This is a genomic window from Biformimicrobium ophioploci (assembly GCF_030270605.1).
Taxonomy (GTDB): Bacteria; Pseudomonadota; Gammaproteobacteria; order Pseudomonadales; family Cellvibrionaceae; genus Biformimicrobium; species Biformimicrobium ophioploci.
Window position 1 is genome coordinate 404,616 of the sequence record NZ_BSYJ01000001.1, and the last position, 23,513, is coordinate 428,128.

General features: G+C 59.6%; 19 protein-coding genes. 12 read left to right on the forward strand and 7 right to left on the reverse strand.

Annotated features, from left to right (window positions below; translation table 11 throughout):
• Positions 1-41: 41 nt before the first annotated feature.
• From fmt to QSJ80_RS01770, 4 genes are all read left to right on the forward strand, one after another.
• The gene (gene fmt / locus QSJ80_RS01755; RefSeq protein ID WP_285762545.1) at positions 42-992 is read left to right on the forward strand and encodes a methionyl-tRNA formyltransferase; all 951 of its coding nucleotides are present in this window, start codon (positions 42-44) and stop codon (positions 990-992) included.
• A 1-nt stretch (position 993) separates the two neighbouring features.
• Positions 994-2,376 carry a 16S rRNA (cytosine(967)-C(5))-methyltransferase RsmB gene (rsmB, locus tag QSJ80_RS01760; protein ID WP_285762546.1) on the forward strand — a complete coding sequence of 461 codons (1,383 nt, stop codon included), beginning with the start codon at positions 994-996 and terminating at the stop codon, positions 2,374-2,376.
• Between the two features lie 70 nt (positions 2,377-2,446).
• A complete protein-coding gene (gene trkA, locus QSJ80_RS01765; protein ID WP_285762547.1) occupies positions 2,447-3,832 on the forward strand; it encodes a Trk system potassium transporter TrkA in 1,386 nt (461 codons plus the stop codon).
• Positions 3,833-3,854: 22 nt separating this feature from the next.
• Complete coding sequence (locus tag QSJ80_RS01770; RefSeq protein WP_285762548.1) at positions 3,855-5,306, forward strand: TrkH family potassium uptake protein; 1,452 nt, start codon at positions 3,855-3,857, stop codon at positions 5,304-5,306.
• Between the two features lie 47 nt (positions 5,307-5,353).
• Here QSJ80_RS01770 and QSJ80_RS01775 read toward each other — a convergent pair whose 3' ends face one another.
• Positions 5,354-5,743, reverse strand: coding sequence for a hypothetical protein (locus QSJ80_RS01775; protein WP_285762549.1), 390 nt, complete (start codon positions 5,741-5,743; stop codon positions 5,354-5,356).
• Between the two features lie 330 nt (positions 5,744-6,073).
• On the opposite strand from QSJ80_RS01775, the gene rsgA reads away from it, so the two are divergent.
• The gene (rsgA, locus tag QSJ80_RS01780) at positions 6,074-7,129 is read left to right on the forward strand and encodes a ribosome small subunit-dependent GTPase A (RefSeq protein ID WP_285762550.1); all 1,056 of its coding nucleotides are present in this window, start codon (positions 6,074-6,076) and stop codon (positions 7,127-7,129) included.
• A 7-nt stretch (positions 7,130-7,136) separates the two neighbouring features.
• Here the strand turns inward: rsgA and QSJ80_RS01785 are convergent, their stop codons facing one another.
• Positions 7,137-8,015, reverse strand: a complete 879-nt coding sequence (locus QSJ80_RS01785) for a lysophospholipid acyltransferase family protein (RefSeq protein WP_285762551.1) — start codon at positions 8,013-8,015, stop codon at positions 7,137-7,139.
• 155 nt (positions 8,016-8,170) lie between these two features.
• Here QSJ80_RS01785 and glyQ point away from each other — a divergent pair, with 155 nt between their 5' ends.
• Genes glyQ through gmhB form a run of 3 tightly spaced genes read left to right on the forward strand, consistent with a single transcriptional unit; the run spans position 8,171 to position 11,769 of the window.
• On the forward strand, positions 8,171-9,115 hold the full coding sequence (glyQ, locus tag QSJ80_RS01790) for a glycine--tRNA ligase subunit alpha (protein ID WP_285762552.1): 945 nt from the start codon (positions 8,171-8,173) through the stop codon (positions 9,113-9,115).
• A 3-nt stretch (positions 9,116-9,118) separates the two neighbouring features.
• Complete coding sequence (gene glyS, locus QSJ80_RS01795; protein ID WP_285762553.1) at positions 9,119-11,200, forward strand: glycine--tRNA ligase subunit beta; 2,082 nt, start codon at positions 9,119-9,121, stop codon at positions 11,198-11,200.
• A 14-nt stretch (positions 11,201-11,214) separates the two neighbouring features.
• The gene (gmhB, locus tag QSJ80_RS01800) at positions 11,215-11,769 is read left to right on the forward strand and encodes a D-glycero-beta-D-manno-heptose 1,7-bisphosphate 7-phosphatase (RefSeq protein ID WP_285762554.1); all 555 of its coding nucleotides are present in this window, start codon (positions 11,215-11,217) and stop codon (positions 11,767-11,769) included.
• A 67-nt stretch (positions 11,770-11,836) separates the two neighbouring features.
• On the opposite strand, the gene QSJ80_RS01805 is transcribed toward gmhB, so the two are convergent.
• The 5 genes from QSJ80_RS01805 to dnaA form a co-directional block, all read right to left on the reverse strand.
• Complete coding sequence (locus QSJ80_RS01805) at positions 11,837-13,993, reverse strand: TonB-dependent receptor family protein (protein ID WP_285762555.1); 2,157 nt, start codon at positions 13,991-13,993, stop codon at positions 11,837-11,839.
• A 268-nt stretch (positions 13,994-14,261) separates the two neighbouring features.
• On the reverse strand, positions 14,262-16,682 hold the full coding sequence (gene gyrB, locus QSJ80_RS01810) for a DNA topoisomerase (ATP-hydrolyzing) subunit B (protein WP_285762556.1): 2,421 nt from the start codon (positions 16,680-16,682) through the stop codon (positions 14,262-14,264).
• 21 nt (positions 16,683-16,703) lie between these two features.
• A complete protein-coding gene (gene recF, locus QSJ80_RS01815; protein WP_285762557.1) occupies positions 16,704-17,804 on the reverse strand; it encodes a DNA replication/repair protein RecF in 1,101 nt (366 codons plus the stop codon).
• Positions 17,805-17,819: 15 nt separating this feature from the next.
• Entirely contained in the window at positions 17,820-18,926 is a 1,107-nt protein-coding gene (gene dnaN, locus QSJ80_RS01820; RefSeq protein ID WP_285762558.1) for a DNA polymerase III subunit beta, read from the reverse strand.
• Positions 18,927-19,014: 88 nt separating this feature from the next.
• Positions 19,015-20,445 carry a chromosomal replication initiator protein DnaA gene (gene dnaA, locus QSJ80_RS01825; protein WP_434219155.1) on the reverse strand — a complete coding sequence of 477 codons (1,431 nt, stop codon included), beginning with the start codon at positions 20,443-20,445 and terminating at the stop codon, positions 19,015-19,017.
• A 495-nt stretch (positions 20,446-20,940) separates the two neighbouring features.
• On the opposite strand from dnaA, the gene rpmH reads away from it, so the two are divergent.
• From rpmH to yidC, 4 genes are read left to right on the forward strand one after another with little or no spacing between them, the layout of a single operon-like run.
• A complete protein-coding gene (gene rpmH / locus QSJ80_RS01830; RefSeq protein ID WP_285762560.1) occupies positions 20,941-21,075 on the forward strand; it encodes a 50S ribosomal protein L34 in 135 nt (44 codons plus the stop codon).
• A 42-nt stretch (positions 21,076-21,117) separates the two neighbouring features.
• The gene (rnpA, locus tag QSJ80_RS01835; RefSeq protein WP_285762561.1) at positions 21,118-21,519 is read left to right on the forward strand and encodes a ribonuclease P protein component; all 402 of its coding nucleotides are present in this window, start codon (positions 21,118-21,120) and stop codon (positions 21,517-21,519) included.
• A complete protein-coding gene (gene yidD, locus QSJ80_RS01840) occupies positions 21,462-21,773 on the forward strand; it encodes a membrane protein insertion efficiency factor YidD (RefSeq protein ID WP_434219156.1) in 312 nt (103 codons plus the stop codon). The genes rnpA and yidD overlap by 58 nt, the downstream gene beginning before the upstream one ends.
• An 8-nt stretch (positions 21,774-21,781) precedes the next feature.
• On the forward strand, positions 21,782-23,452 hold the full coding sequence (gene yidC / locus QSJ80_RS01845; protein ID WP_285762562.1) for a membrane protein insertase YidC: 1,671 nt from the start codon (positions 21,782-21,784) through the stop codon (positions 23,450-23,452).
• Positions 23,453-23,513: the final 61 nt, after the last annotated feature.

Genomic DNA, 23,513 nt, shown 5'->3' on the forward strand with positions numbered 1-23,513 from the left:
CTGTCGCAGTTAAGTCCAATTTCCGCCAATAAGCCAACCCTATGAGCCAGTCCCTGAAAATTATTTTTGCCGGCACGCCCGATTTTGCCGCCGTGCAGCTGCGCGCATTACTCGGCTCCGGGCACCAGGTATGTGCGGTCTACACCCAGCCAGACCGCCCAGCGGGCCGCGGCAAGAAGCTGCAGGCAAGCCCGGTCAAGCAGGTTGCGGTGGATGCCGGTATCCCGGTGCTGCAACCCGCCAGCCTGCGCGATGAAACCGCGCAGGCCGAGCTGCAGGCGCTCGATGCCGACATCATGGTGGTGGTGGCCTACGGCCTGATATTGCCGCAGGCGGTGCTGGATATGCCCCGCTACGGCTGCATTAATGTGCACGCATCCCTGCTGCCGCGCTGGCGCGGCGCCGCGCCGATCCAGCGCGCCATCGAGGCCGGCGACCCGGAATCCGGCGTGGCCATCATGCAGATGGAGGCGGGCCTGGATACCGGACCCGTACTGGTGGAGTCGCGCTGCAGCATCAGTGGGCGGGAAACCGGGGGCAGCCTGCACGACAAGCTTGCCGAGCTGGGCGCACCGGCGCTGCTGCAGGCGCTTGACGAGATTGCCGGGGGCCGCGCCAGCGCCAGGCCGCAGGACGACAGCCTCGCCAACTATGCTGCAAAGATCAGCAAGGAAGAGGCCCGGATAGACTGGTACCGCGATGCCACCAGCCTCGAGCGGCTGATCCGCGCATTCAACCCCTTCCCGGTCTGCTGGACCACCCTGAACGGCGAGCGCCTGCGGGTGTTCAGTGCACAACTGGAGCAGGGTTGCCACAACGAAGTACCCGGCACCCTGCTGAACGCCGATGAGGAGGGCCTGCTGGTGGCCTGCGGTCGCGGGGCCCTGCGCCTCAAGACCCTGCAGTTACCCGGCAAGCGCACCCTGCCGGTAGCCGAATTACTACGCGGGCATGCACAGCTGTTCCAGCCCGGCGTGAAACTGGGCAACTGATATGGCACGAAAGTCCGGCCGATCCAACACCCCCAAACAGACACGGGCTATTGCCGCGCAGGTGCTGGCAAAGGTATTGCTACAGCAGGGTTCGCTCGCGCGCTTGCTGCCTGCGGCCGAGCACGAACTGCCACCCAATGAGCACGGCCTGCTGAAGGAACTCTGCTACGGCACCACACGCCTGGCGCCGAGGCTGCAGCTGCTGCTGGGCAAGCTGCTGAAAAAACCCCTGCGCAAGCCGAACAGCGAAGGCAAGAAAGCCCTGGCCGGCGCCGAGGTGGAGGCCCTGCTGCTGCTCGGCCTGTACCAGTTGCAGTACACCCGCATCCCGGATCACGCCGCCATTGGCGCAACCGTCGAGGCCGCGCGTGAACTCGGCCACGACTGGGCCACGGCGCTGATCAATGGCAGCCTGCGCAATGCGCAGCGCCAGCGTGAGGCGCTGGAGAAAAAACTGTCAGGCAACCCGGAGTTCAGCAGTGCCCACCCGCTGTGGCTGTTCCAGAGTATGCGCGAGGCCTGGGGCGACGAGGGCAGCGCCGCAATCAAGGCCAACAACCTGCCCCCACCCATGTTTATCCGCGTCAACCGCGCCCACGAGAGCCGCGACAGCTATATGGGCAAGCTACAGGAGGCAGGGATTGCAGCCACGGCCAGCCTGCTTGCACCGGATTGCCTGCACCTGCCGAACCCGGTTGGCGTTGCCGAACTCCCCGGCTTTATGGAGGGCGACTGCAGTGTGCAGGACGAATCTGCGCAGCTGGCAGCAGTACTGCTGGCGCCGGCTGCCGGCGAGCGGGTACTGGATGCCTGCTGTGCACCCGGTGGCAAGACCTGTCATCTGCTGGAGTTGCAGCCGCAAATGGCTGCACTGCAGGCGCTCGACAGCGATGGCAATCGCCTGGGCCAGGTACAGGAGAACCTCGAGCGCATCGGCGTGGCTGCGGAGCTTGTCTGTGCCGACGCCGCCGATATTGACAGCTGGTGGGACGGCGAGGCCTTCGATGCGGTCCTGCTGGACGCACCCTGCTCCGCCACCGGTGTCATCCGCCGCAACCCCGATATCAAGCTGCTGCGCCGCGCCGAAGATATCCGCGAGCTGGCCCTGCTGCAGCGCCGCATTCTCGACAGCCTTTGGCAGACCCTGAAGCCCGGCGGCCGCCTGCTCTACGCGACCTGTTCAGTGATGCCCGAGGAAAACGCAGCGCTGGTGGCGGCATTTATTGCGGATACCGCAGATGCGAGCGACAATACCCCGGAGTCTATTTCCGCGGTTGGCTGGGGCATGGCACAGGATGCCGGACGCCAGATCCTGCCCTCGGAAACCGGCGGCGACGGTTTTTACTACGCATTGCTGCACAAAGCCGCGCCGCAAACACAATAAGGATCGCTCGCGCACCTCTGTCCGCCGCAGGACATGGCGTCCGCACGGATAAGCGGTAACCCGCAAAATTATGAAGATCATCATTCTCGGCGCCGGCCAGGTTGGCGGATCGCTCGCGGAAAGCCTGGCGTCCGAACGCAACGATATCGTGCTGATCGACAGTAACGACCGCATCCTGCGCGAGCTGCGGGATCGCATCGATATCGGCGTGGTACAGGGCCACGCATCCCATCCGGATGTGTTGCAGCAGGCCGGTATCGAGGATGCGGACATCCTGGTGGCGGTCACCAACGATGACGAAACCAATATGGCCGCCTGTCAGGTGGCCCACTCCCTGTTTCGTGTGCCCACCAAGATTGCGCGGGTACGCGCCGCCGCCTATCTGAACTACCCCGAGCTGTTCGACCTGAAGGCAGTACCCATCGACGTGCTGATCAGCCCCGAGCAGCTGGTTTCCGATTATGTGTCGCGCCTGATCGAGCACCCCGGCGCCCTGCAGGTGCTGGACTTCGCCGACGGCCTGGTACAGCTGGTGGCGGTGAAGGCCTATTACGGAGGCCCGCTGGTGGGCCAGGAGCTGCGCTACCTGCGCGAGCATATGCCGCGTGTGGATACCCGCGTTGCTGCGATTTACCGCCGCAACCGCCCAATCATCCCCGAGGGCTCGACCATCATCGAGGCGGACGACGAGGTGTTCTTTATCGCCGCGCGTGCCGACATCCGCGCGGTGATGAGCGAGCTGCGCCGTCTCGAACAGGGCTACAAGCGCATCATCATTGCCGGCGGCGGCAACATCGGCCTGCGCCTGGCAAGGCGCCTGGAGAACCGCTACTCGGTCAAGATCATCGAATACGGCCACGAGCGCTGTATCTACCTGGCGGAAGAGCTCAACCGCGCGATCGTATTGCACGGCAGTGCCTCGGACCAGGACCTGCTGCTCGAGGAAAATATCGAGGATACCGATGTATTCCTGGCGCTCACCAACGACGACGAAGCCAACATCATGTCATCGCTGCTGGCCAAGCGACTCGGTGCGCGCAAGGTGATGGCGCTGATCAACAACAGCGCCTATGTGGACCTGGTACAGGGCGGCGATATCGATATCGCCATCTCGCCACAGCAGGTCACGCTCGGCACCCTGCTGACGCACGTGCGCCAGGGCGACATGGTCAACGTGCATTCGCTGCGCCGCGGTGCAGCCGAGGCCATCGAGGTGATCGCCCACGGTGACCCGCGCAATTCGCGCGTCGTGGGGCGCAAGATCGAGGACATCGACCTTCCGGAAGGCGCCTCCATCGGCGCTATAGTGCGCGAAACGGACAAAGGCAGCAGCGTGCTGATTGCCCACGACGATATCGTGGTGCAATCCGGCGACCACGTGATTGTGTTCCTGGTGGACAAGCGCCAGACCCGATACGTGGAGCAGCTGTTCCAGGTCGGCTTCACTTTCTTCTGAACAGGATAACCCCCGGACATCCATGCACTTTGCAGTAATCGCCAGAGTCTTCGGGATACTCCTGACCATTTTCAGCCTGACGCTGTTGCCGCCGATCGCGGTGTCCATGTGGTATGCGGACCAGACCGAAGGCGCATTTGCCACGGCGTTTGCCATTACCCTGGTTACCGGCCTGCTGGTGTGGGTCCCGGTGCACAATGCGCGTGCGGACCTGCGCACCCGCGATGGCTTCGTGATTACGTCGCTATTCTGGGCGGTACTCGGAACATTTGGTGCTCTGCCGTTTTATCTGAGTGCGCAACCTGAGCTTTCCATCACGGACTCCATCTTTGAATCCATCTCCGGCCTCACCACCACCGGCGCCACTGTGATTACCGGCCTCGATGACCTGCCTGCATCGATCCTCTATTACCGCCAGCAACTGCAGTGGCTTGGCGGCATCGGTATCGTTGTGATCGCGGTGGCGATCCTGCCCATGCTCGGCGTCGGTGGCATGCAGCTATACAAGGCGGAGGCCCCGGGGCCGGTCAAGGATGCCAAGCTCACCCCGCGCATCACCGAAACTGCCAAGGCATTGTTCCTGATCTATGTGATCCTCACGGTGTTGTGCATCTTCGGTTTCTGGTGGGCGGGCATGACCCTGTTCGACGCGGTTGGGCACGGCTTTTCCACCGTCGCCAATGGCGGCTTCTCCACCCACGATGCCAGCATGGGATTTTTTGCCGACAACCAGATGATCATGCTGGTAAGCATCTTTTTCATGATCGCCGCCGGCACCAACTTCGGCCTGCATTTCTTTGCCTTCACCAACCGCCAGTTCCTGAGCTACTGGAAAGATGCCGAGTTCAAATTCTTCATGCTGCTGATGGCCTGCTTTAGCGCTTTTGTGATTTTTTACCTGTGGCAATTCCATACCTACGAGCTGGAAGAAAGCATCGTACACGGCACCTTCCAGGCCGTTTCGGTGATGACCACCGCCGGCTTCACGTCGGATAACTTTTCCGTGTGGCCCACGTTCCTGCCATTCGTATTATTGCTGTTCGGTTTTGCCGGCGGCTGCGCGGGCTCGACCGCGGGCGGGATCAAGTCGATCCGGGTGATGCTGGTAGTAAAGGCGGGATTGCGCGAGTTAAACCGTCTGGTGCACCCCAACGCGGTGGTGCCGATCAAGCTCGGCAAGAAACTGGTTCCCACAAAGGTGACTGAAGCCGTGTGGGGCTTCTTTGCGGTTTTCCTGTTTTCCTTCGTGATCTTGGTGGTGGCGGTGATGGCAACCGGGGTCGACTTTGTCACGGCACTTACTACCGTCGGCTCCTGCCTCAACAACCTCGGCCCGGCGCTGGGCGAAGCGTCGTCCCACTACGGCGATATCAACGACAACGCCAAGTGGTTCCTGATGTTCGCCATGCTGCTGGGACGCCTCGAGATCTTCACCCTGCTGGTGATTTTCACCCCGGCATTCTGGCGCCATTAGGCCCCGCCTCTATTCGACGCCCTGAATGAATCCGCTAAGGGCCCTACCTAAGGACGCGCGACCCGATAACCCTGTACGCTGCTGTCCCACTGGTAATAGATACCGTTCACAACGTAATAGACGCGTCCATCCACTCGTACACGCATCGCATTGGACGGTAGCGCATAGAGTACCCCGCGAAATGCGGGGGTGTTGCCATAGGCACCGTAGTAAGGCGCGTAGTACCCCGGGCGACGACGATTGTCGCGGATGATATAGACGCGGCCACGGCGTCGGTCTGCACGCCGGCCTTCATAATAATAGGGGTCGACGATGACCTGTTGCTTCAGACTGGTCAGCCTGTCTGCGGTGGCGACACCCGGCGCCAGCAAACAACCGAGCGCCACACCGATGACCGTACTTCCGATTTTCGTTTTGACCTTGCTTTCAAACGCCATACAAACGCTCCCTGCCCGGCCCACTGCAAGTGCCGGAACAGGTAAATTCTAGGGTGACGCCCAGGCAGATCCATCCGGAGCCGGCGCGCCACCTGTGGCACCTTTTGCTGGCATACGGCGCTCCCTTTTTTTGCACTACCCAGGCTTGCGTTCTTTCCGTCGATTGAGGTCCGCGTGGCTTATCCTTGCGATACAGAAATTAGATAGGGTAATCCGTGGTTAATCTTTGCAAAGAAGCGTTTCATCAGTGGCAATCGTAAAAAATTCATGAAGAGATTCAAAACAAACCCCGCATTTTCAAGGATAAAAAAAGCCGCAGGGAAAGGGGTGATGCCAGACGCATTGCGGGCGCTGGGTTGGAAAGGTTTTTTCCAGCAGCAGGTGGTCGGCGAGCCAGGAACACCAGTACGGATCGTGGCGGTGCACAGGGACAGGCTGGTTGCCGCAGGCGCAGAAGGCAACCTGGAAATCCCGGTCAGGGGCAGCTTCTTTGACGCGCCGCCCGAGTCTCTGCCGACGGTGGGTGACTGGCTGCTGGTTGATATGGAAACATCGCAACCGCTGCAGACCCTCGAGCGCAGCAGTCTGTTCCTTCGCATGGCTGCCGGCGGTGACAAAGCACAGTTGCTGGCGGCAAATGTGGATACCGTTTTTATTGTCTCGTCCTGTAACCACGACTTCAACCTGTCGCGGATCGAGCGCTACCAGGCGCTGGTACAGCAGGCAGGAGCCCGTTCAGTGGTGGTACTGACCAGAGCAGATACCTGTGCCGATGCCGATAATTTTCGCGAGCGGGCGCTATCGACAACGGCCGATTGCGTGGTGGAGACGGTCAATGCACTCGATCCAGACGACGTCTCGGTATTGAAGTGCTGGCTGGGCCCGGGTGAAACCATTGCCCTGCTTGGGTCTTCCGGGGTGGGCAAATCCACCCTGCTCAACAGCCTGATGCAAACTGAAGTCGCGCAAACCGCAGGAATTCGGGAGGACGATAGCAAAGGCCGCCACACCACCACCCACCGCGAATTGCACCATTTACCCGGCGGCGCCATGTTGCTGGATACGCCCGGCATGCGAGAACTCTCCCTGGCCGGGGCGGAAGCGGGTATCGATGCTGCGTTTGCGGAAATTGCGGAACGGGCGTCAGGCTGCCGTTTCAAGGATTGCCAGCACAGGAGAGAGCCAGGCTGCGCCGTTCGCAAGGCCGTCGCAGAGGGCGTGATCTCGGAGCGACGCCTGGAAAACTGGCGCAAGCTGCAACGGGAAAGCGCGCGTAACCAACAGACCCTCGCAGAAAAACGCTCTGGCGACCGCAGCCTGGCCAAGACCTACCGTGCAGTGCAGCAGCACGCGCGCGGGCGCAAGACCGACGGCAATACGGACTAGTCTGTCATTATTTCCGGTACAGCCGCGTCTTCATATCCGGCTGCTTGCGGAAACGCTTGTATTCCCACTGGTACTGCTCCGGCGCTAGCGCGATACAGGCTTCGACCCCGCGGTTCATGGCCGCAAGTGCCTGGTCCTGCTCCCCGCTGTACAACTCTTCTTCCGGCTCGATGAAATGGATATCAAAGCCGCCCTCCACCGGCAGCGCCACCCCGAATACCGCGCGGCAACCGGTGCGCTGGATCAGGTTGTGCACGAGCGTCATGGTGAGTGCCGGCTGGCCAAAGAATGGCGCAAAGGCACCGCCGCTGGTTTCCGGCTCCTGGTCCGGCAGAATCACCACGAGCTCGCGCTCGCGCAGGGCCTTGAACAGTGCCATGACACCGCGGCGGTTGGTGGGTACCAGCGTGGTGTTCTCGTTTTCGCGGCCGGCACGGATCACGGGATCCAGGGCCGCCATCTTCGGCGGTGCATAGAGTGCGGTCATCTGCGCCGCGCCGGCAAAATGGGGACTGAACATCTCCCAGTTGCCCATGTGCGGCAGTACCGCAATCACCCCGGTGCCTGCCGCTGCGGCACGATCATAGGCCTCTGCATTGTGTACACTGTGGATCAGCTTTTTACTGACGCTCCAGTCTCGTTGCCACACCCCGGCGACTTCCATGCCGGTACGCGCCGTGGCGACCAGACTGCGCCGGGCCAGGCGGCGCCGCTCAGGCGCTGGCATATCCGGGTAGCAGTGGGCGAGGTTGATTTCGGTGACAGCGCGGGCGCGGCTACCCGTCAGCCAGCTGATGTGGCCCACCAGGCTGCCGATCGCCCTGGCCAGACCCAGCGGCAGCTTGCCCGCCAATTTGAGTATGCCCAGCGCCAATTGCTCTTTCATCCCGTCACCCGATACCGTCACCCGGGCAGCGCCGGGCAAATAATTGCCAAATTTCCGATGCGCGCATTCAGTGATGCGCCGCCAGTCGCTATAATTGCGCCCTTTGCGCGGGCCCCTGTGCCCGTTGTTTACCGTTTGTAATCCGGAGGCGGCCTGTGGCCAACGAGTACGACCTCAGCACTTTCCAGGGGCTGATCATGTCCCTGCAGGAATATTGGGCGCGCCAGGGGTGCGTCATTCTACAGCCACTGGACATGGAAGTGGGTGCCGGCACCTTCCATCCCGCCACTTTCCTGCGCGCCATCGGCCCGGAATCCTGGAGTGCGGCCTATGTTCAGCCTTGTCGTCGCCCGACCGATGGTCGCTACGGTGAGAACCCGAACCGCCTGCAGCACTACTACCAGTACCAGGTCGTATTGAAGCCTTCGCCGGACAATATCCAGGACCTTTACCTGGATAGCCTGCGTGCGATGGGCATCGATACTGCGGTGCACGATGTGCGCTTTGTGGAGGACAACTGGGAATCCCCCACCCTTGGGGCTTGGGGCCTGGGCTGGGAAGTCTGGCTGAATGGTATGGAAGTGACTCAGTTTACCTACTTCCAGCAGGTGGGTGGCCTCGAGTGTTACCCGGTCACCGGTGAGATTACCTACGGTCTCGAGCGGATCGCCATGTACATCCAGGGCGTCAACTCCATTTATGACCTGGTGTGGACCCGCGACGCCAGCGGCAACCCGATCACCTATGGCGACGTGTTCCTGCAGAACGAGCGCGAGATGTCCGCTTTCAATTTCGAGCACGCCGACGTGAATTCCCTGTTCAAGGCGTTCGACCAGTGTGAAGCCGACAGCGAACGCCTGATCGAACTGGGCCTGCCGCTGCCAGCATACGAAATGGTGATGAAGGCTTCCCACGCCTTCAACCTGCTGGATGCGCGCCATGCCATCTCCGTGACCGAGCGCCAGCGCTTTATCCTGCGCGTGCGCACCCTCGCCCGTGCGGTTGCACAATCCTATTACGATGCCCGCAAGAAGCTGGGCTTCCCGCTCGCCGAAGAATCGTTGCGCGCGCAGTTACTCGCAGATTCGGAGGAGTCCTGAGTCATGGCAAAAGAATTTCTGGTTGAGATCGGCACCGAGGAACTGCCGCCAAAGGCGCTGCGTTCACTGATGAATGCCTTTGCGGAGGGAATTGGCGCCGGCCTGAAGGACGCGGAACTGTCTTTCGATGACGTTCAGCGTTACGCGACACCGCGTCGCCTTGCCGTGCACATTACCGGCCTGCCCGATCGCCAGGCTGACAAGACCATTGAAAAGCTCGGGCCGGCAGTGGCCGCCGCCTTTGACAAGGAAGGCAACCCGAGCAAGGCCGCAGAGGGCTTCGCACGGTCCAACGGGGTGGCATTCGGGGACCTGCAGCGTAAGCAGACCAGTAAGGGCGAGCGCCTGGCTTTCATTGCCGAACAGAAAGGCGCGGCAACAGCATCCCTGTTGCCAGCAATCGTGGAAAATGCGCTGGCCAAATTACCGATCCCGAAGCGCATGCGCTGGGGCGCGCGCCGCGAGGAGTTTGTACGGCCCGTACACTGGGCCGTAATGCTGCTCGATAACGAAATTATCGAGGGTAGTGTAGTCGGCCACAAAGCCGGCAATGTTACCCGTGGCCATCGCTTCCACTGCAACCGCGAGATCGACATCGCCAGCCCGCGGGATTACCTGCAGCACCTGGAGAAAACCGGTTATGTGATTGCCGACTTTGACGCGCGTCGCGAGATGATTCGCGAGCAGGTGATCGCCGAGGCCAACAACGTCAATGGCGAGGCCGTGATTGATGAGGCATTGCTGGACGAAGTTACTGCGCTGGTGGAATGGCCCGTTGCCCTGACCGGTCGCTTCGAGAAGCACTTCCTGCAGGTGCCTTCGGAAGCACTGATTTCCTCCATGAAGGAGCACCAGAAATATTTCCACGTGGTGGACGGTGACGGGAACCTGATGCCGTTCTTCATCACCGTTTCCAATATCGAGAGCATTGACGCCGCCAAGGTAATTGACGGCAATGAGCGCGTGATCCGTCCGCGCCTTGCCGATGCCGCTTTCTTTTACGAGACCGACAAGAAAACCAGCCTCGCGGACCAGCGCCAGAAACTGCGCAACATCGTTTTCCAGGCGAAGCTCGGTACCGTGTATGACAAGACCGAGCGTGTATCGCGCCTGGCACGCGCCATCGCCGAACGCATCGGTAGCGACCCGCAAAATGCGCTGCGCGCGGGCGAGCTGTGCAAGTCCGACCTGGTTACGGAGATGGTGCTGGAGTTCCCGGACCTGCAGGGTATTGCCGGCTACTACTATGCGGAGAACGATGGCGAGCCGCTGGATGTCGCCAAGGCAATGTACGAACAATACCGTCCGCGCTTCGCCGGCGACGAGCTGCCTGACACCAGCACCGGTACTACGGTCGCCATCGCAGACCGCCTGGATACACTGGTCGGCATCTTTGGCATCGGTATGGCACCGACCGGTTCCAAGGACCCGTTTGCACTGCGCCGCGCCAGCCTGGGCGTATTGCGCCTGCTGGTGGAAAAGAAGCTGGACCTGGACCTGCGCGAGTTGCTGCAACTGGCGCTGGCCGGCTACCCTGCCGATACCCTCAGTGAGCGCGACACCGTGGTGGAAACTGTGCTGCAGTACATGCTCGAGCGCTTCCGTGCCTGGTATGAAGACGAAAAGATCCCGGCAGAGGTATTTATGTCGGTTGCAGCCAAGAATCTTTCCCGTCCGCTCGACATCGACAACCGCGTGCGCGCGGTCAACCATTTCCGCCAGCTGCCGGAAGCTGCTGCGCTCGCCGCCGCCAACAAACGCGTTTCCAACATCCTGTCCAAGCTGGACAGTGCGCCGTCTGATACGCTCGAAAGCAGCCTGCTGAAAGAACCTGCGGAACAGGCACTGGCAGCCGCCGTGGCGGAAGCCGGCGAGGCGATAGGCCCGCTGTATGAGAACAGCATGTATGCCGAGGGACTGGAAGGGCTCGCGGAAATCCGCGAGGTTGTGGATGAGTTTTTCGACTCCGTGATGGTCATGGCCGAGGACGAGGCACTGCGCAACAATCGCCTCGCGCTACTTGCGCAACTGCGCGGCCTGTTCCTTGAAGTAGCGGATATCTCCCTGCTGGTACCGGCCAAGTAACGCGGCACACGGCTATGAGACTGATTATCCTCGACCGCGATGGCGTGATAAACCAGGACTCCGACGCCTATGTAAAGAGCGTGGACGAATGGATACCGCTGCCGGGCTCGGTCGAAGCAATTGCCGAGCTGAATCGTGCGGGCTATTCCATTGTCGTGGCCACTAACCAGAGTGGCCTCGGGCGCGGGTACTTCGACCTGGACGACCTGGAAGCGATGCACGACAAGATGCGCACGCTGGTTGAGGATGCGGGCGGCACCATCGCGGGCATCTTCTATTGCCCGCATGCGCCTGAGGATAACTGTCGCTGCCGCAAGCCACTGCCCGGCCTGATCGATGTGATCGAGGCGGAGCTGGATTGCAGCGTGCACGGGTGCTACCTGGTGGGCGATAGCCTGCGCGACCTGGAAGCCGGGCTCGAGAAAGGCTGCAAGCCGGTACTGGTACGCACCGGCAAGGGTGAAAAGACACTGCGCCAGCTGATCGACTCTCCGCGCGAGGACCTGTCTGCGACACAGGTGTTCGATGACCTTGCCGGCTTTGCGAACTACCTGCTCGGGCATGACTAGTACAGTAGCCGAAAAGACAAAGGGCCTCGTTTGAGGCCCTTTTTTATTGCCGGAAATTTGCCCTTCGTCAGAAGGTGAACTTCACGCCCACTGTAGCGGTGCGCGGTTTATTGGCGCGGGCACCATCCGGGCTGCGGGTGATAATTGCCTGGTCGTCCAGCAGGTTATCGACCTTGAAGTAGGCCTGGGTAGCTGGGGAGAAATCGTAGCTCGCCGCCATATCGAGCACCCAGTAGCTTTCGGTGCGCTCAAGGCTGTTGCCGCAGGATTTTTCCGTGCACATCTCATCAACGTAACTGGCGATCATGTTCAGCTGCCATTCGGCGCCGCTGTCGATACCGGCTGTCAGTGCCAGCTGGTTTTCCGGCAGGTAAATGAAGTTGTCGGCGTTACCCAGCTCGGCGCCATCGACACCCTCGGTCAACTCAGCATCAGTAAACGTGTAGGTGGCAGAGAGCGGCAAGCTCCAGTTGTTGCCCAGCACGAACGTACGCTGCAGTTGCGCTTCCACGCCCTTGATCTCTGCCTTGCCCAGTTCAATGGAACCGCTGGTGAGGTCACCGGCACAGGGCACGGCAAAGGAGCAGTTCTGGGTTGCGCTTTCGTAGTCGCTGTAGAAGCCGATAAGCTCACCACTGTAGGCGCCAAGATCAAAGCGTGCACCGTACTCGTAGTTGGTGGAAAGCTCTGCGTCTAGGCCTTCCTTGGAGCCAGCGGAAGGCGGCGCAAAACCACGGTGCACACCGGCGAGCAGGCTGACCTGTTCATTCAGCTTGTAAACCGCACCGAGGCCCGGCAACCACTCGCTGGTGTCGTTGCTGCGCTTGGAATCGATACCGGTGCGCGCCGGATCGCCGAAACGCTCCTGGCTGGAACTGTAGTCTTCATAGCGCAGTGCCGCAGTAACGACCCACTGCTCGCCGACCTCGACCTGATCGATGGCGAAGAAGGAGTTGGCATCCGCATATTCAATGCGGTTGTTGCTGCTGCTCGGTGCAGTGACAGAGTCAAACACTAGCGCGCCGTTGACCTGGTTGAAAACCTCGGTCGGCTGGAAGCGGTCGGTCTCGTCCCAGTGGCGACGCACACCAAAGGTCACATCGTGGTTTGCATCACCCTGCACGAAGTTCCAGTTTGCGTTCAGTTCGATGCCCTTGGAGATATAGGAGCGGTTGTTGTGCTTGATGCCAATACCGTCCAGGTCCATGGTGCCATCCAGCTGCGCCTGCGCATCCAGGTCACCGCTGTTTGCAGCATCGATGAGGCTGCCGAGACCACCGACCTTGAACCAGTCACGCTTGAACTTGTTGTAGTAGGCCAGGCTGTTCAGGCTGAAGTCGTCACTCAGGGCAATGCTGTGATTCAGCTGGATGCCACTGTGGCGGTTGTACATATTGTCCAGTGCCGTGAGGCCATAGCGGCGGTTCGGATCGCGATTGAAATCCGCTTCGCTCAGGCCCATGTAGCTCATGCCGGAATTTTCTTCGGAGTACTGCAGCTTGATATCCAGCTGCTGGGCGTATTTGGCATCGGCCGCACTCTTGAGGCGGCCCTTCACCATGTAATCTTCTTTCTCGATATCAGCGGTGCCGGCACGATCGATTTCACGGAAACCATCCGCATACTGCTGATGGGTTTCCACCAGCCAGCCGCTGCGGTCAGTCTGTGCACCGTAGTGGGCATGCAGGCGGTATTCGCCGTTCTGGCCGGCTTCCAGCTGCACACGGCCATCCTCGACTTCCGGAATTGGCGTGCTGATCAGGTTCACTGCGCCACCCACGGTAGCCGGGCCAAACTTGAGTGTGCCCGGGCCCTTCATCACCTCTACCGCGCTGATGCGGCCGCTGGTCGGGAAATAGTAGGCAGACGGGTTGCCATAAGGGGCCGGCGCGATCATGACGCCGTCTTCCATCAGGGTGACCTTGTCACTGCGCTCGCTGCCGGATCCGCGGATACTGATATTCGGGCGAAGGCCGTAACCATCCTCTTCCTGCAGATAGACACCCGGTACCTGGCGCAGGATGCGGTTGATATCCGCATATTCAAATTTCTCCAGTTCCTCGGCGCTCAGCACCTGTGCGGAACCGGACAGCTTTTCGATATTTTTCGAATCGCCGATTACGGTCAGGGTTTCGATCGAGGTGGTGGCGGCCATCGCCGGGGCAGTGATCAGTGAAACAATGGCAAGCGCCAGCGGGTTCGGCAGTAATCCCTTGGAAGACATCTCGTTGATTCCTATTTCAATGGAGTCTGTATCAGATGGGCGCAATTATAGCCGATCAGTAAATGCGAATCACTATCATTTAGATTTTTTTGACGGATATTTGTGGGTAGATTGATCTATCGCAGGGGTAGTTTGGAGTGATTACTCACTTACCCGACAAAGACACGGGGTACGGGCTGCACGTTTGTAGCGCGCACAAAAAAGCCCGGTGAAAACTTTCTTCACCGGGCTCTGTCGCGGTACACGCGTAGTCCTTATCGTCAGCCGATCAGACGTCCAGGTTACTTACCGACAACGCGTTGCTCTCGATAAATTCGCGCCGCGGCTCGACCTGGTCACCCATCAGGGTGGTGAAGATCTGGTCTGCGGCAATCGCATCTTCCACAGTCACCCGCAGCATACGGCGGCTTTCCGGATCCATGGTGGTCTCCCACAGCTGTTCCGGGTTCATTTCACCGAGACCCTTGTAGCGCTGGATATTGTAACCCTTGCGGGATTCTGCCATCAGCCAGTCCAGTGCCTGCGTGAAGGATTCCACTGGCTGCTTCTTCTCACCACGCTGGATGAAGGCATCCTCCTCGATCAACCCCAGCAGGCGCTCGCCGAGTTTGGTAAACGCCGTGTATTCAGTGGAGTCGAAGAATTCGTGGCTGAAGCGATAACTGCTGCTGACACCATGCGCGATGACATCGATCTGCGGCAGGAACAGGTGGCGCTCCTCATCCTCCACCACGGTGATGGTGTGACGGTGGCTGCCGCCACCGGCTTTCGCCGCCATTTTTTCCTGCAGCTGGCTGCACCAGACGCTGACCTGTTCCCTGTCAGCCAGTTGCTCGGCGGTGAGCGGCGGCAGGTAGATCAAAGCCTCCAGTACTTCTGCCGGGTAGACCCGGGACAGACGATCGACAATCGCCATGGTTGCGCGGTATTCCGTAACCAGGGTTTCCAGTGCCGCGCCGGACAGGCCCGGGGCCTCCGGATTCACGTACAGGGTCGCGGATTCGAGTGCGGCGTTGGTGAGGAACTGCGTCAGGGCCTCATCGTCCTTCAGGTATTGTTCCTGCTTGCCCTTGCTGATTTTGTACAGCGGCGGCTGGGCAATATAGATGTGGCCGCGCTCAATCAGCTCCGGCATCTGGCGGAAGAAGAATGTCAGCAGCAGGGTGCGGATATGCGCACCATCGACGTCCGCATCCGTCATGATGATGATGTGGTGGTAACGCAACTTGTCCGGGTTAAATTCGCTCTTGCCGATTCCGCAGCCCAGTGCGGTAATCAACGTGCCAACTTCGGCGCTTGAAAGCATCTTGTCGAAACGGGCTTTTTCCACGTTCAGGATCTTGCCCTTCAACGGCAGGATAGCCTGGGTCTTGCGCGCACGCCCCTGCTTGGCCGAGCCACCCGCGGAATCACCCTCCACCAGGTACAGTTCCGACAGCGCCGGATCCTTTTCCTGGCAGTCCGCCAGCTTGCCCGGCAGGCCGGCAATATCCAGTGCGCCTTTGCGACGGGTCATTTCCCGTGCCTTGCGGGCCGCTTCCCGGGCGCGCGCGGCATCAATCATCTTGGTAACAATCGACTTGGCTTCCTGCGGGTTTTCCAGCAGGTAATCGGTAAAGGCCTGCGCCATTTCCTGTTCCACAGCGGATTTCACTTCAGACGAGACCAGCTTGTCCTTGGTCTGGGAAGAGAATTTCGGGTCCGGGACCTTTACAGAAATAATCGCGGTCAGGCCTTCGCGGGCGTCATCGCCGGTCGTGCTGACCTTGTCCTTCTTTGCCAGCCCTTCCTTCTCGATATAGGTATTCAGGCCACGGGTCAGTGAGGCGCGGAAACCGGCCAGGTGGGTGCCACCATCCCGCTGCGGGATATTGTTGGTATAACAGTAGATGTTTTCCTGGAAGCTGTCGTTCCATTGCAGCGCAATCTCCACGCCGATACCGTCTTCTCGCTGGTTCTGGAAATGCAGCAGCTTGTTGATCGGGTTCTTGGCCTGGTTCAGGAATTCCACAAAGGCGCTGAGGCCACCAGCGTATTCGTACACCTCTTCCTTGCCGGAACGCTCATCCTGCAAAACGATGCGTACGCCGGAGTTCAGAAAGGACAGCTCGCGCAGGCGCTTGGCCAACTGTTCGTAGTGGAACTCGATATTGGAGAAGGTGCCGGCAGACGGCTTGAAGTGCACTGTGGTGCCGGTGGTATTGGCATCACCCACGACTTCCAGCGGGGCCTGTGGGACACCATGCTTGTAGACCTGCTCGTGGACCTTGCCATCGCGACGGATGGTCAGCTTCAGCTCCTCGGACAGGGCATTTACCACCGAAACACCGACCCCGTGAAGGCCACCGGAAACCTTATAGGTATTGTCGTCGAACTTACCACCGGCGTGCAGGACGGTCATGATGACCTCCGCTGCAGAAACACCCTCTTCCGCGTGCATCTCGGTAGGGATGCCACGGCCGTTATCGGAAACGGAAATGGACTCATCCGGGTGAATGGTCACACGAATTTCGTCGCAATGCCCCGCCAGCGCCTCGTCGATGGAGTTATCCACCACCTCAAACACCATATGGTGCAGGCCGGTGCCGTCATCGGTATCACCTATGTACATCCCCGGTCGCTTACGTACCGCGTCCAGGCCCTTGAGGACCTTGATACTACTGGAGTCATAGCTCACTGGCTCTGACATTCTGATACTCCATCCTTCTGGTTATTCGGTCGGGGCAATACCGCCATGTTCCACGTGGAACATCCTGATATCCCCCCATTGGCCACCCAACTCGCGCCAGGGTGCACCAACAACTGTCTTTTCTATTCCCGTGACAAGCACCTGTTCCGCGCTTTCACTGGCCCAGCGGGCCAAAACTGACTGATTCCCGGGGTCCAGCTCCGCTGGCAGGTCATCAATCAGGAACAGTGGCTTTCTGCCACTTTCCGCGACCAGATCAGCCATTGCGACCCGGAACGCGCAGGTAATCATCTTCTGTTGACCCCGCGACAAAACCCGCTCCGCCAACTCCCCCAGCACTTCAAAGCGCAGGTCAGCACGATGTGGCCCAACGCGGGAGACCCCCTGCTGGAGATCGCCATCGCGGGAGGCAATCAGGGCCTCGGCGAGGGACAATTCCTTTCGCCATCCGCGTCGATAACCCACACTGGTCTGACCGAAAAGCGGATCGGCCAGTTCCGCCAGACGCGCCCTGAAGCGGGTCTCCAACCGGGTAAAGACCTGACGGCGCATTTGGTCCAGGGTTTCCCCCAGCTGCGCAACCTGGGTATCCCACGCATCCAATTCGGGACCGTTTATTTTACCACGGCGCAGCAAAGCATTCCGTTGTTTTATCGTGCCCTGATACTCCGCCCAGCGTTGACCGTACGAATGTTCCACGTGGAACACCACCCAATCCAACTGCTTGCGCCGCTCCGCCGGGCCGCCGTTCAGGATGGCAAAGGTATCGCTATTGAACAACTGCAGCGGCAGACATGCCGCCAGCTGGGAGCTGCTGGCTGCGGGCGCGCCGTTAATCCTGATTCGACTGTCGCCAGCAATTTGTTTTTCAACACCCAGCCGCACCCCCGGGGAAGCTCCGGCAACGCCAAAAACCAGCAGGCCCTGCTGTTCATGCTGCACCAGCGCCCCGGTATGACGCCCCCGAAAGGAGCGCCCGGTGCCCAGCATATGCACCGCCTCGAGCACAGAGGTCTTGCCGCTACCGTTAATACCAAAGAAGCCATTGACCCCCGGCTGGAGATCAATGGCTACATTGGAAAGATTGCGAAAATGCTGGATTGCGAGGCGATTTAGCGCCAAGGGACACCCGACTTCTTACAAGCGCATCGGCATGATCACATAAACGGAGTCGCCGTCTTCCGGCTGTTGCAGCAGCGCACTGCTATTGGAGTCCGCCAGGGTGATACGAATCTGGTCGCTGGCAACAACCGCAGTGACATCCAGCAAATAGCTGACGTTAAAACCGATTTCCAGGGTTTCACCGTGGTAATCCACCGAAATGATCTCTTCTGCTTCTTCCTGTTCCGGGTTGTTCGCGACGATCTGCAGCTGGCCGTCGGACAGCTGCAGGCGCACACCGCGATACTTTTCATTGGACAGGATCGCCGCGCGGGAAAGGGCCTGGCGCAACTCCAGTCGGTCTGCGTAGATTTCCTTGGAGCCACCCTTCGGCAGCACGCGCTCGTAGTCCGGGAATTTGCCGTCCACCAGCTTGGAGGTAAACGTAAACTGGCTATTGCTGACCCGGATGTGGTTATTCCCGAGCACCACGCTTGCCGGTGCATCACTGTCTTCGAGCAGACGCGCCAGTTCCAGGATACCCTTGCGCGGCACGATGGCCTGGATCGGCTCCGCTACGTTGATACCCGGCACATCGCGATCACACATCGCCAGGCGGTGACCGTCTGTGGCGACCGCACGCAACTGTTGCGGGCGACACTCCAACAGCAGGCCATTGAGGTAGTAGCGCACGTCCTGCTGGGCCATTGCGAAACCAGTGGCTTCGACGAGGCGGCGAATCTCGGCCTGCGGAATGTCGAAGCTGGCCTTGGCGTCAGCTTCTTCCTGATTGGGGAAGTCATTGGTTGGCAACGTCGACAGCATGAAGCGGCTGCGGCCACTGCGTAGAATCATACGCTCACCGTCACGCTCGAATTTCAATTCGGCGTCGTCCGGCAGGGAACGGCAGATATCCACCAGCTTGCGTGCGGGGACAGTCACCTCCCCCTCCAGGTCAACACCAGTCACCGGCAGGCGACCAACAATCTCCACTTCCAGGTCCGTACCGGTCAGGGACAGCTCCTGGCCGCGCAGCTGCATCAGAACATTGGAAAGCACCGGCAGCGTCTGGCGCTTCTCAACAACGCCGGCAACCAGCTGCAACGGCTTCAACAACGCATCCCGGCTAACTGAAAATTTCATCGCGTTAAAATGCCCCTTTTTATTAGGATTCTTTCAAAGATAAATCTGGGCCCCGGCTACCTATGCGAAGCGCCGGGGCCACCGCCCGTCACGTCGTGAGGGAGCGGGTCAAAAGCTTTACGTCTTCACGGATATCCGCATCCGATTCCTGCAGCTCACGAATCTTGCGACACGCGTGCAGTACCGTCGTATGGTCCCGACCCCCAAATGCATCCCCGATCTCCGGCAGGCTGTGGTTGGTCAGTTCCTTGGCAAGCGACATGGCTACCTGGCGCGGCCGTGCCACCGAGCGACTGCGTCGCTTGGATAGCAAATCCGCGACCTTGATCTTGTAGTATTCAGCGACAACACGCTGGATATTCTCGATACTGACAAGCTTGTCCTGCAGCGCAAGCAGATCCTTGAGCGCCTCCCGCACGAGAATCTCATCTATTGCACGGCCGGTAAACTGCGCGCTGGCGATCACCCGCTTCAGCGCCCCTTCCAGCTCGCGCACGTTCGACCGGATTCTCTGCGCAATAAAGAAAGCCGAATCATGTGGCAGGTCAATGCCAACCTGCTCGGCCTTTTTCATCAGAATGGCCACCCGGGTCTCCAGCTCCGGCGGCTCCACCGCCACCGTGAGGCCCCAGCCGAATCGCGACTTGAGCCGCTCCTCGAGCCCATTGATTTCCTTCGGGTAGCGATCGCAGGTCAGGATCACCTGCTGACCACCCTCCAATAGTGCATTGAAGGTATGGAAGAACTCTTCCTGGGAGCGTTCCTTGCCGGCAAAGAACTGGATGTCATCGATCAGCAGTGCATCCACCGACCGATAGAAACGCTTGAAGTCGTTAATTGCATTGAGCTGGAGCGCCTTGACCATGTCCGCCACAAACCGCTCGGAATGCAGGTACAGCACCTTGGCATTCGGGTTACGCTCCACAAGGACATTACCGACCGCCTGCATCAGGTGGGTCTTGCCGAGCCCCACCCCGCCGTAGATAAACAGCGGGTTATAGGCACCACCCGGATTGTCGGCCACCTGCTGCGCAGCGGCGAGGCCCAACTGGTTGGACTTGCCTTCAACGAAGGACTGGAATGTAAAGTTGCTATTGAGGGAACCGGCGTGCTTGATCGCGCCCTCCACCTCCACTTTGCGAGGACGCAGGCGCTCGGGTGGCTTCTCGATGATCAGCGGCTTGCGCGGCGGTGACTCGGGTGAAGGTTCGGACTTGCGCGCCACTGCCGCCGTTGAAACAGGAAAGGGTTCCGGCTGCTGGCGAGAGGCATCCCGACGAAAACGGCTTGCCGGTACCGCTCGCTGTGCAATACCGATGGAAACCTCCAGATGCTCCCCCGACTCGGCAAACTGCTGCACCAGACTGACTATTCGGTCCAGGAATTTGTCGACCACCCAATCCCGCACAAAACGGTTGGGCGCAGTGAGATGCAGACCCGCGGCATCCGCGGTCCCATCGCCCACCTGCAGCGGCCTGATCCAGGTATTGAACTGTTGCGCAGGCAGTTCATCGCGCAAACACGCGGAACACTGCCTCCAAACGGCTTCCGGCAAAATAACCCCCCAAAATAAGCGACAAACAACGTCGCAAGCAGCGAGCGAGTATAAACTTATCCCCAGAATCTATCCACAGATTTCCCGACATCGCGCAAAAAAATTCCCAGCAGCTCAAGTCCTTTAGACAATAAGACTATTTTTTAATCGCACACTATTTACTTTTGGGAAAAAGGTATTTTACTCACAGACGCCTGTGGATATCCTGAGGAATAGCCGTGCGTAACAACCCCGCACACAGACAATCCGTACTTTCCGTACCAAAACCCGGACCTGCTTCCTTTATATAGGACGTATATAGGACGCGCCACCGCCACACTGCTAGGCTTAGCCACTGGAAAGCGCATTTTATCTGTCAAAGGCCGTTGCTTTCAGCGGTCGCCTTTTATACAATGCCGCGCCTTTGAGCCGCATCGCCCAACAGTTGCGAGCGAACTGAGAATTATTTGGACGGTAGACATGAAACGTACATTTCAGCCCAGCAATCTGAAGCGCAAGCGCACCCACGGTTTCCGTGCCCGTATGGCAACTGCCAACGGTCGCAAGATCCTCGCGCGTCGTCGCGCTAAAGGTCGCAAGCAGCTGGCTGCCTAATAGCGCCACCTGCCTGACCACTGCAGTAGCAGGCACACCTGGGTGAACACCGGACAGGATCGCCCCGATCAAAGCTTCGGTAAAACCCGTCGCCTGCTTACTGCCGACGCCTTCAATGCGGTCTTTAGTGAACCGCAAATCAAATCGGCTCATCCACAGGCCGTACTGCTGGCCCGGCCCAGCAACCAGCCCTGCTCCCGTATGGGCCTGGTAGTCGCCAAAAAGAAAATCCGCCTCGCCTGCGACCGCAACCGATTCAAACGTATTGCCCGTGAAGCATTCCGCTGTCACTTCGCTGTACACCTGCCTGTTGATGTGGTCGTGATCGCACGTCCCGGCGCCGGGGAGATGGACACCGCGGCCCTGCACAAGATGTTTGGCAAGTTATGGCGCAAACTGCAGAAGCGAGTGGAACAACACCTGCGCGAGGCGGGTGCATCGTGAACATCGCTCAACGTGCGGGACTGGCGCTGATCAAGGTGTATCGATACCTGCTCAGCCCCTGGGTAGGCAACCAGTGCCGCTTCTACCCCACCTGCTCCCACTATGCCGAAGACGCAATAAAGGAGTACGGGTTTCTCAAAGGGGGTTATTTAGCTGCGCTGCGCCTTATAAAATGCCATCCTTGGCACCCCGGGGGACACGACCCCGTTCCAGAAAAAAAGCCGCAAAGGCCACAACACAACGACAACCATTAGGTTTTGAAATGGATTGGCAACGAAATTTGCTCTTGGGTGGTATTGCCGCCTGTATCTTTGGCCTGATTATTCAGTGGAATAAGTTTCAGGAATCCCACAAGCCGGTCGTAGACCAGGAAACCGTCATCAGCCAGTCCCAGCAACCGGCGGCAGAGACACTGCCGGCAGCGGAAGCTCCTGCTGTGGCAGAAGACGGTATTCCGGAAGTTGCCGATGCCGAGACTGCCGGGGCCACGGATAGCGCCCGCAAGCTGGTACGTGTGCGCACTGACGTGCTCGAACTGCTGATCGACACCCAGGGCGGCGACATCGTCAAGGCCGCGCTGCCGCAACACTACGAGGAGATCGACACGCCCGACCGTCCGCTGATCCTGCTCAACCAGACCCGCGACCACACCTACATTGCACGATCGGGCCTGCTCGACGGCAAGGGCCAGTGCAGCGCCGGACGCCCGCTGTTCAGCACCGACCAGGACAACTACGTAATCAGCGAGGGCCAGGATTCCCTGGTAGTTGACCTCAAGCAACAGGTCAACGGACTCAACATCACCAAACGCTACACCCTGAAGCGCGGCGACTACCTGATCAACACTGCCTACCTGGTGGAGAACACCCGCGACCGCGCCATCCTCGCCACGCTGTGTGGTGACATCCGTCGCGACAGCAGCCCGGCAATCACCGACGCCGGCGTTGGCGTACGTCCGTTCCTCGGCGGTGCCATGCGTACCGAAGAGAAACAGTATTTCAAACAGGACCTTGAGGAAATTGCGGAGAAGTCCAGCGAGGCCTCCATCACCGGCGGCTGGATCGCCATGGTGCAGCACTACTTCATCAGCGCCTGGGTACCGGACGCCGAGGCACGCAACAGCTTCAAGATGCAGAAACTGCCGGGCAAGGACCTGTTCTCGCTGGGCTTCAGTTCCACCCAGACCCGCATCGATCCCAACACCAGTGCCGAACTGAGCGCCGACTTCTACGTGGGCCCCAAGGACGTTTACCGCCTGGAAGAGATTTCACCGTCACTCGACCTGACCGTAGACTACGGCTGGCTGTGGTGGATTGCCAAGCCCCTATTCCGTGTACTGAACTGGATTCACGACAACATCATCGCCAACTGGGGCTGGTCCATCATCCTGCTCACGGTACTGATCAAGGCACTGCTTTACCCGCTGTCCGCTGCCGGCATGCGCTCCATGGCGAAAATGCGCAAGTTTGCACCGCAGATGAAAGCCCTGCAGGAGCAGCACAAGGGTGATCGCCAGAAGCTGGCAGAAGCCACCATGAAGCTGTATCGCAAGGAAAAGATCAATCCGATGGGCGGCTGCCTGCCGATCCTGCTGCAGATCCCGGTGTTCATTGCCCTTTATTGGATGCTGATGGAATCCGTCGAGCTGCGCCACGCCCCGTGGATCGGCTGGATCCAGGATCTGTCCATCAAGGACCCGTATTTCGTGCTGCCGCTTATCATGGGTGTCTCCATGTGGTTCCAGCAGAAACTGCAGCCGCAGCCGACGGATCCGACCCAGGCCAAGATCATGCAGATGATGCCGATCATGATGACCTTCTTCTTCCTGTGGTTCCCGGCAGGCCTGGTCATCTACTGGATCGCCAACAACCTGATCACGATTGCCCAAACCTGGGTGATCAACAAACAGGTCGAGGCGGCGGAAGGGAAATAACCCGCCACCAGACACTACCTAGGCCAGCTTTTACCAGCTGGCCTTTTTATTTGTGCAGATC

What these genes read in the sequence shown, in the direction of transcription:
- fmt (WP_285762545.1), top strand. Translation starts at nt 42, where the DNA reads ATGAGCCAGTCCCTGAAAATTATTTTTGCCGGCACGCCCGATTTTGCC.
- rsmB (WP_285762546.1), top strand. Translation starts at nt 994, where the DNA reads ATGGCACGAAAGTCCGGCCGATCCAACACCCCCAAACAGACACGGGCT.
- trkA (WP_285762547.1), top strand. Translation starts at nt 2,447, where the DNA reads ATGAAGATCATCATTCTCGGCGCCGGCCAGGTTGGCGGATCGCTCGCG.
- QSJ80_RS01770 (WP_285762548.1), top strand. Translation starts at nt 3,855, where the DNA reads ATGCACTTTGCAGTAATCGCCAGAGTCTTCGGGATACTCCTGACCATT.
- QSJ80_RS01775 (WP_285762549.1), bottom strand. Translation starts at nt 5,743, where the DNA reads ATGGCGTTTGAAAGCAAGGTCAAAACGAAAATCGGAAGTACGGTCATC.
- rsgA (WP_285762550.1), top strand. Translation starts at nt 6,074, where the DNA reads ATGCCAGACGCATTGCGGGCGCTGGGTTGGAAAGGTTTTTTCCAGCAG.
- QSJ80_RS01785 (WP_285762551.1), bottom strand. Translation starts at nt 8,015, where the DNA reads ATGAAAGAGCAATTGGCGCTGGGCATACTCAAATTGGCGGGCAAGCTG.
- glyS (WP_285762553.1), top strand. Translation starts at nt 9,119, where the DNA reads ATGGCAAAAGAATTTCTGGTTGAGATCGGCACCGAGGAACTGCCGCCA.
- gmhB (WP_285762554.1), top strand. Translation starts at nt 11,215, where the DNA reads ATGAGACTGATTATCCTCGACCGCGATGGCGTGATAAACCAGGACTCC.
- QSJ80_RS01805 (WP_285762555.1), bottom strand. Translation starts at nt 13,993, where the DNA reads ATGTCTTCCAAGGGATTACTGCCGAACCCGCTGGCGCTTGCCATTGTT.
- gyrB (WP_285762556.1), bottom strand. Translation starts at nt 16,682, where the DNA reads ATGTCAGAGCCAGTGAGCTATGACTCCAGTAGTATCAAGGTCCTCAAG.
- dnaN (WP_285762558.1), bottom strand. Translation starts at nt 18,926, where the DNA reads ATGAAATTTTCAGTTAGCCGGGATGCGTTGTTGAAGCCGTTGCAGCTG.
- rpmH (WP_285762560.1), top strand. Translation starts at nt 20,941, where the DNA reads ATGAAACGTACATTTCAGCCCAGCAATCTGAAGCGCAAGCGCACCCAC.
- yidD (WP_434219156.1), top strand. Translation starts at nt 21,462, where the DNA reads ATGGCGCAAACTGCAGAAGCGAGTGGAACAACACCTGCGCGAGGCGGG.
- yidC (WP_285762562.1), top strand. Translation starts at nt 21,782, where the DNA reads ATGGATTGGCAACGAAATTTGCTCTTGGGTGGTATTGCCGCCTGTATC.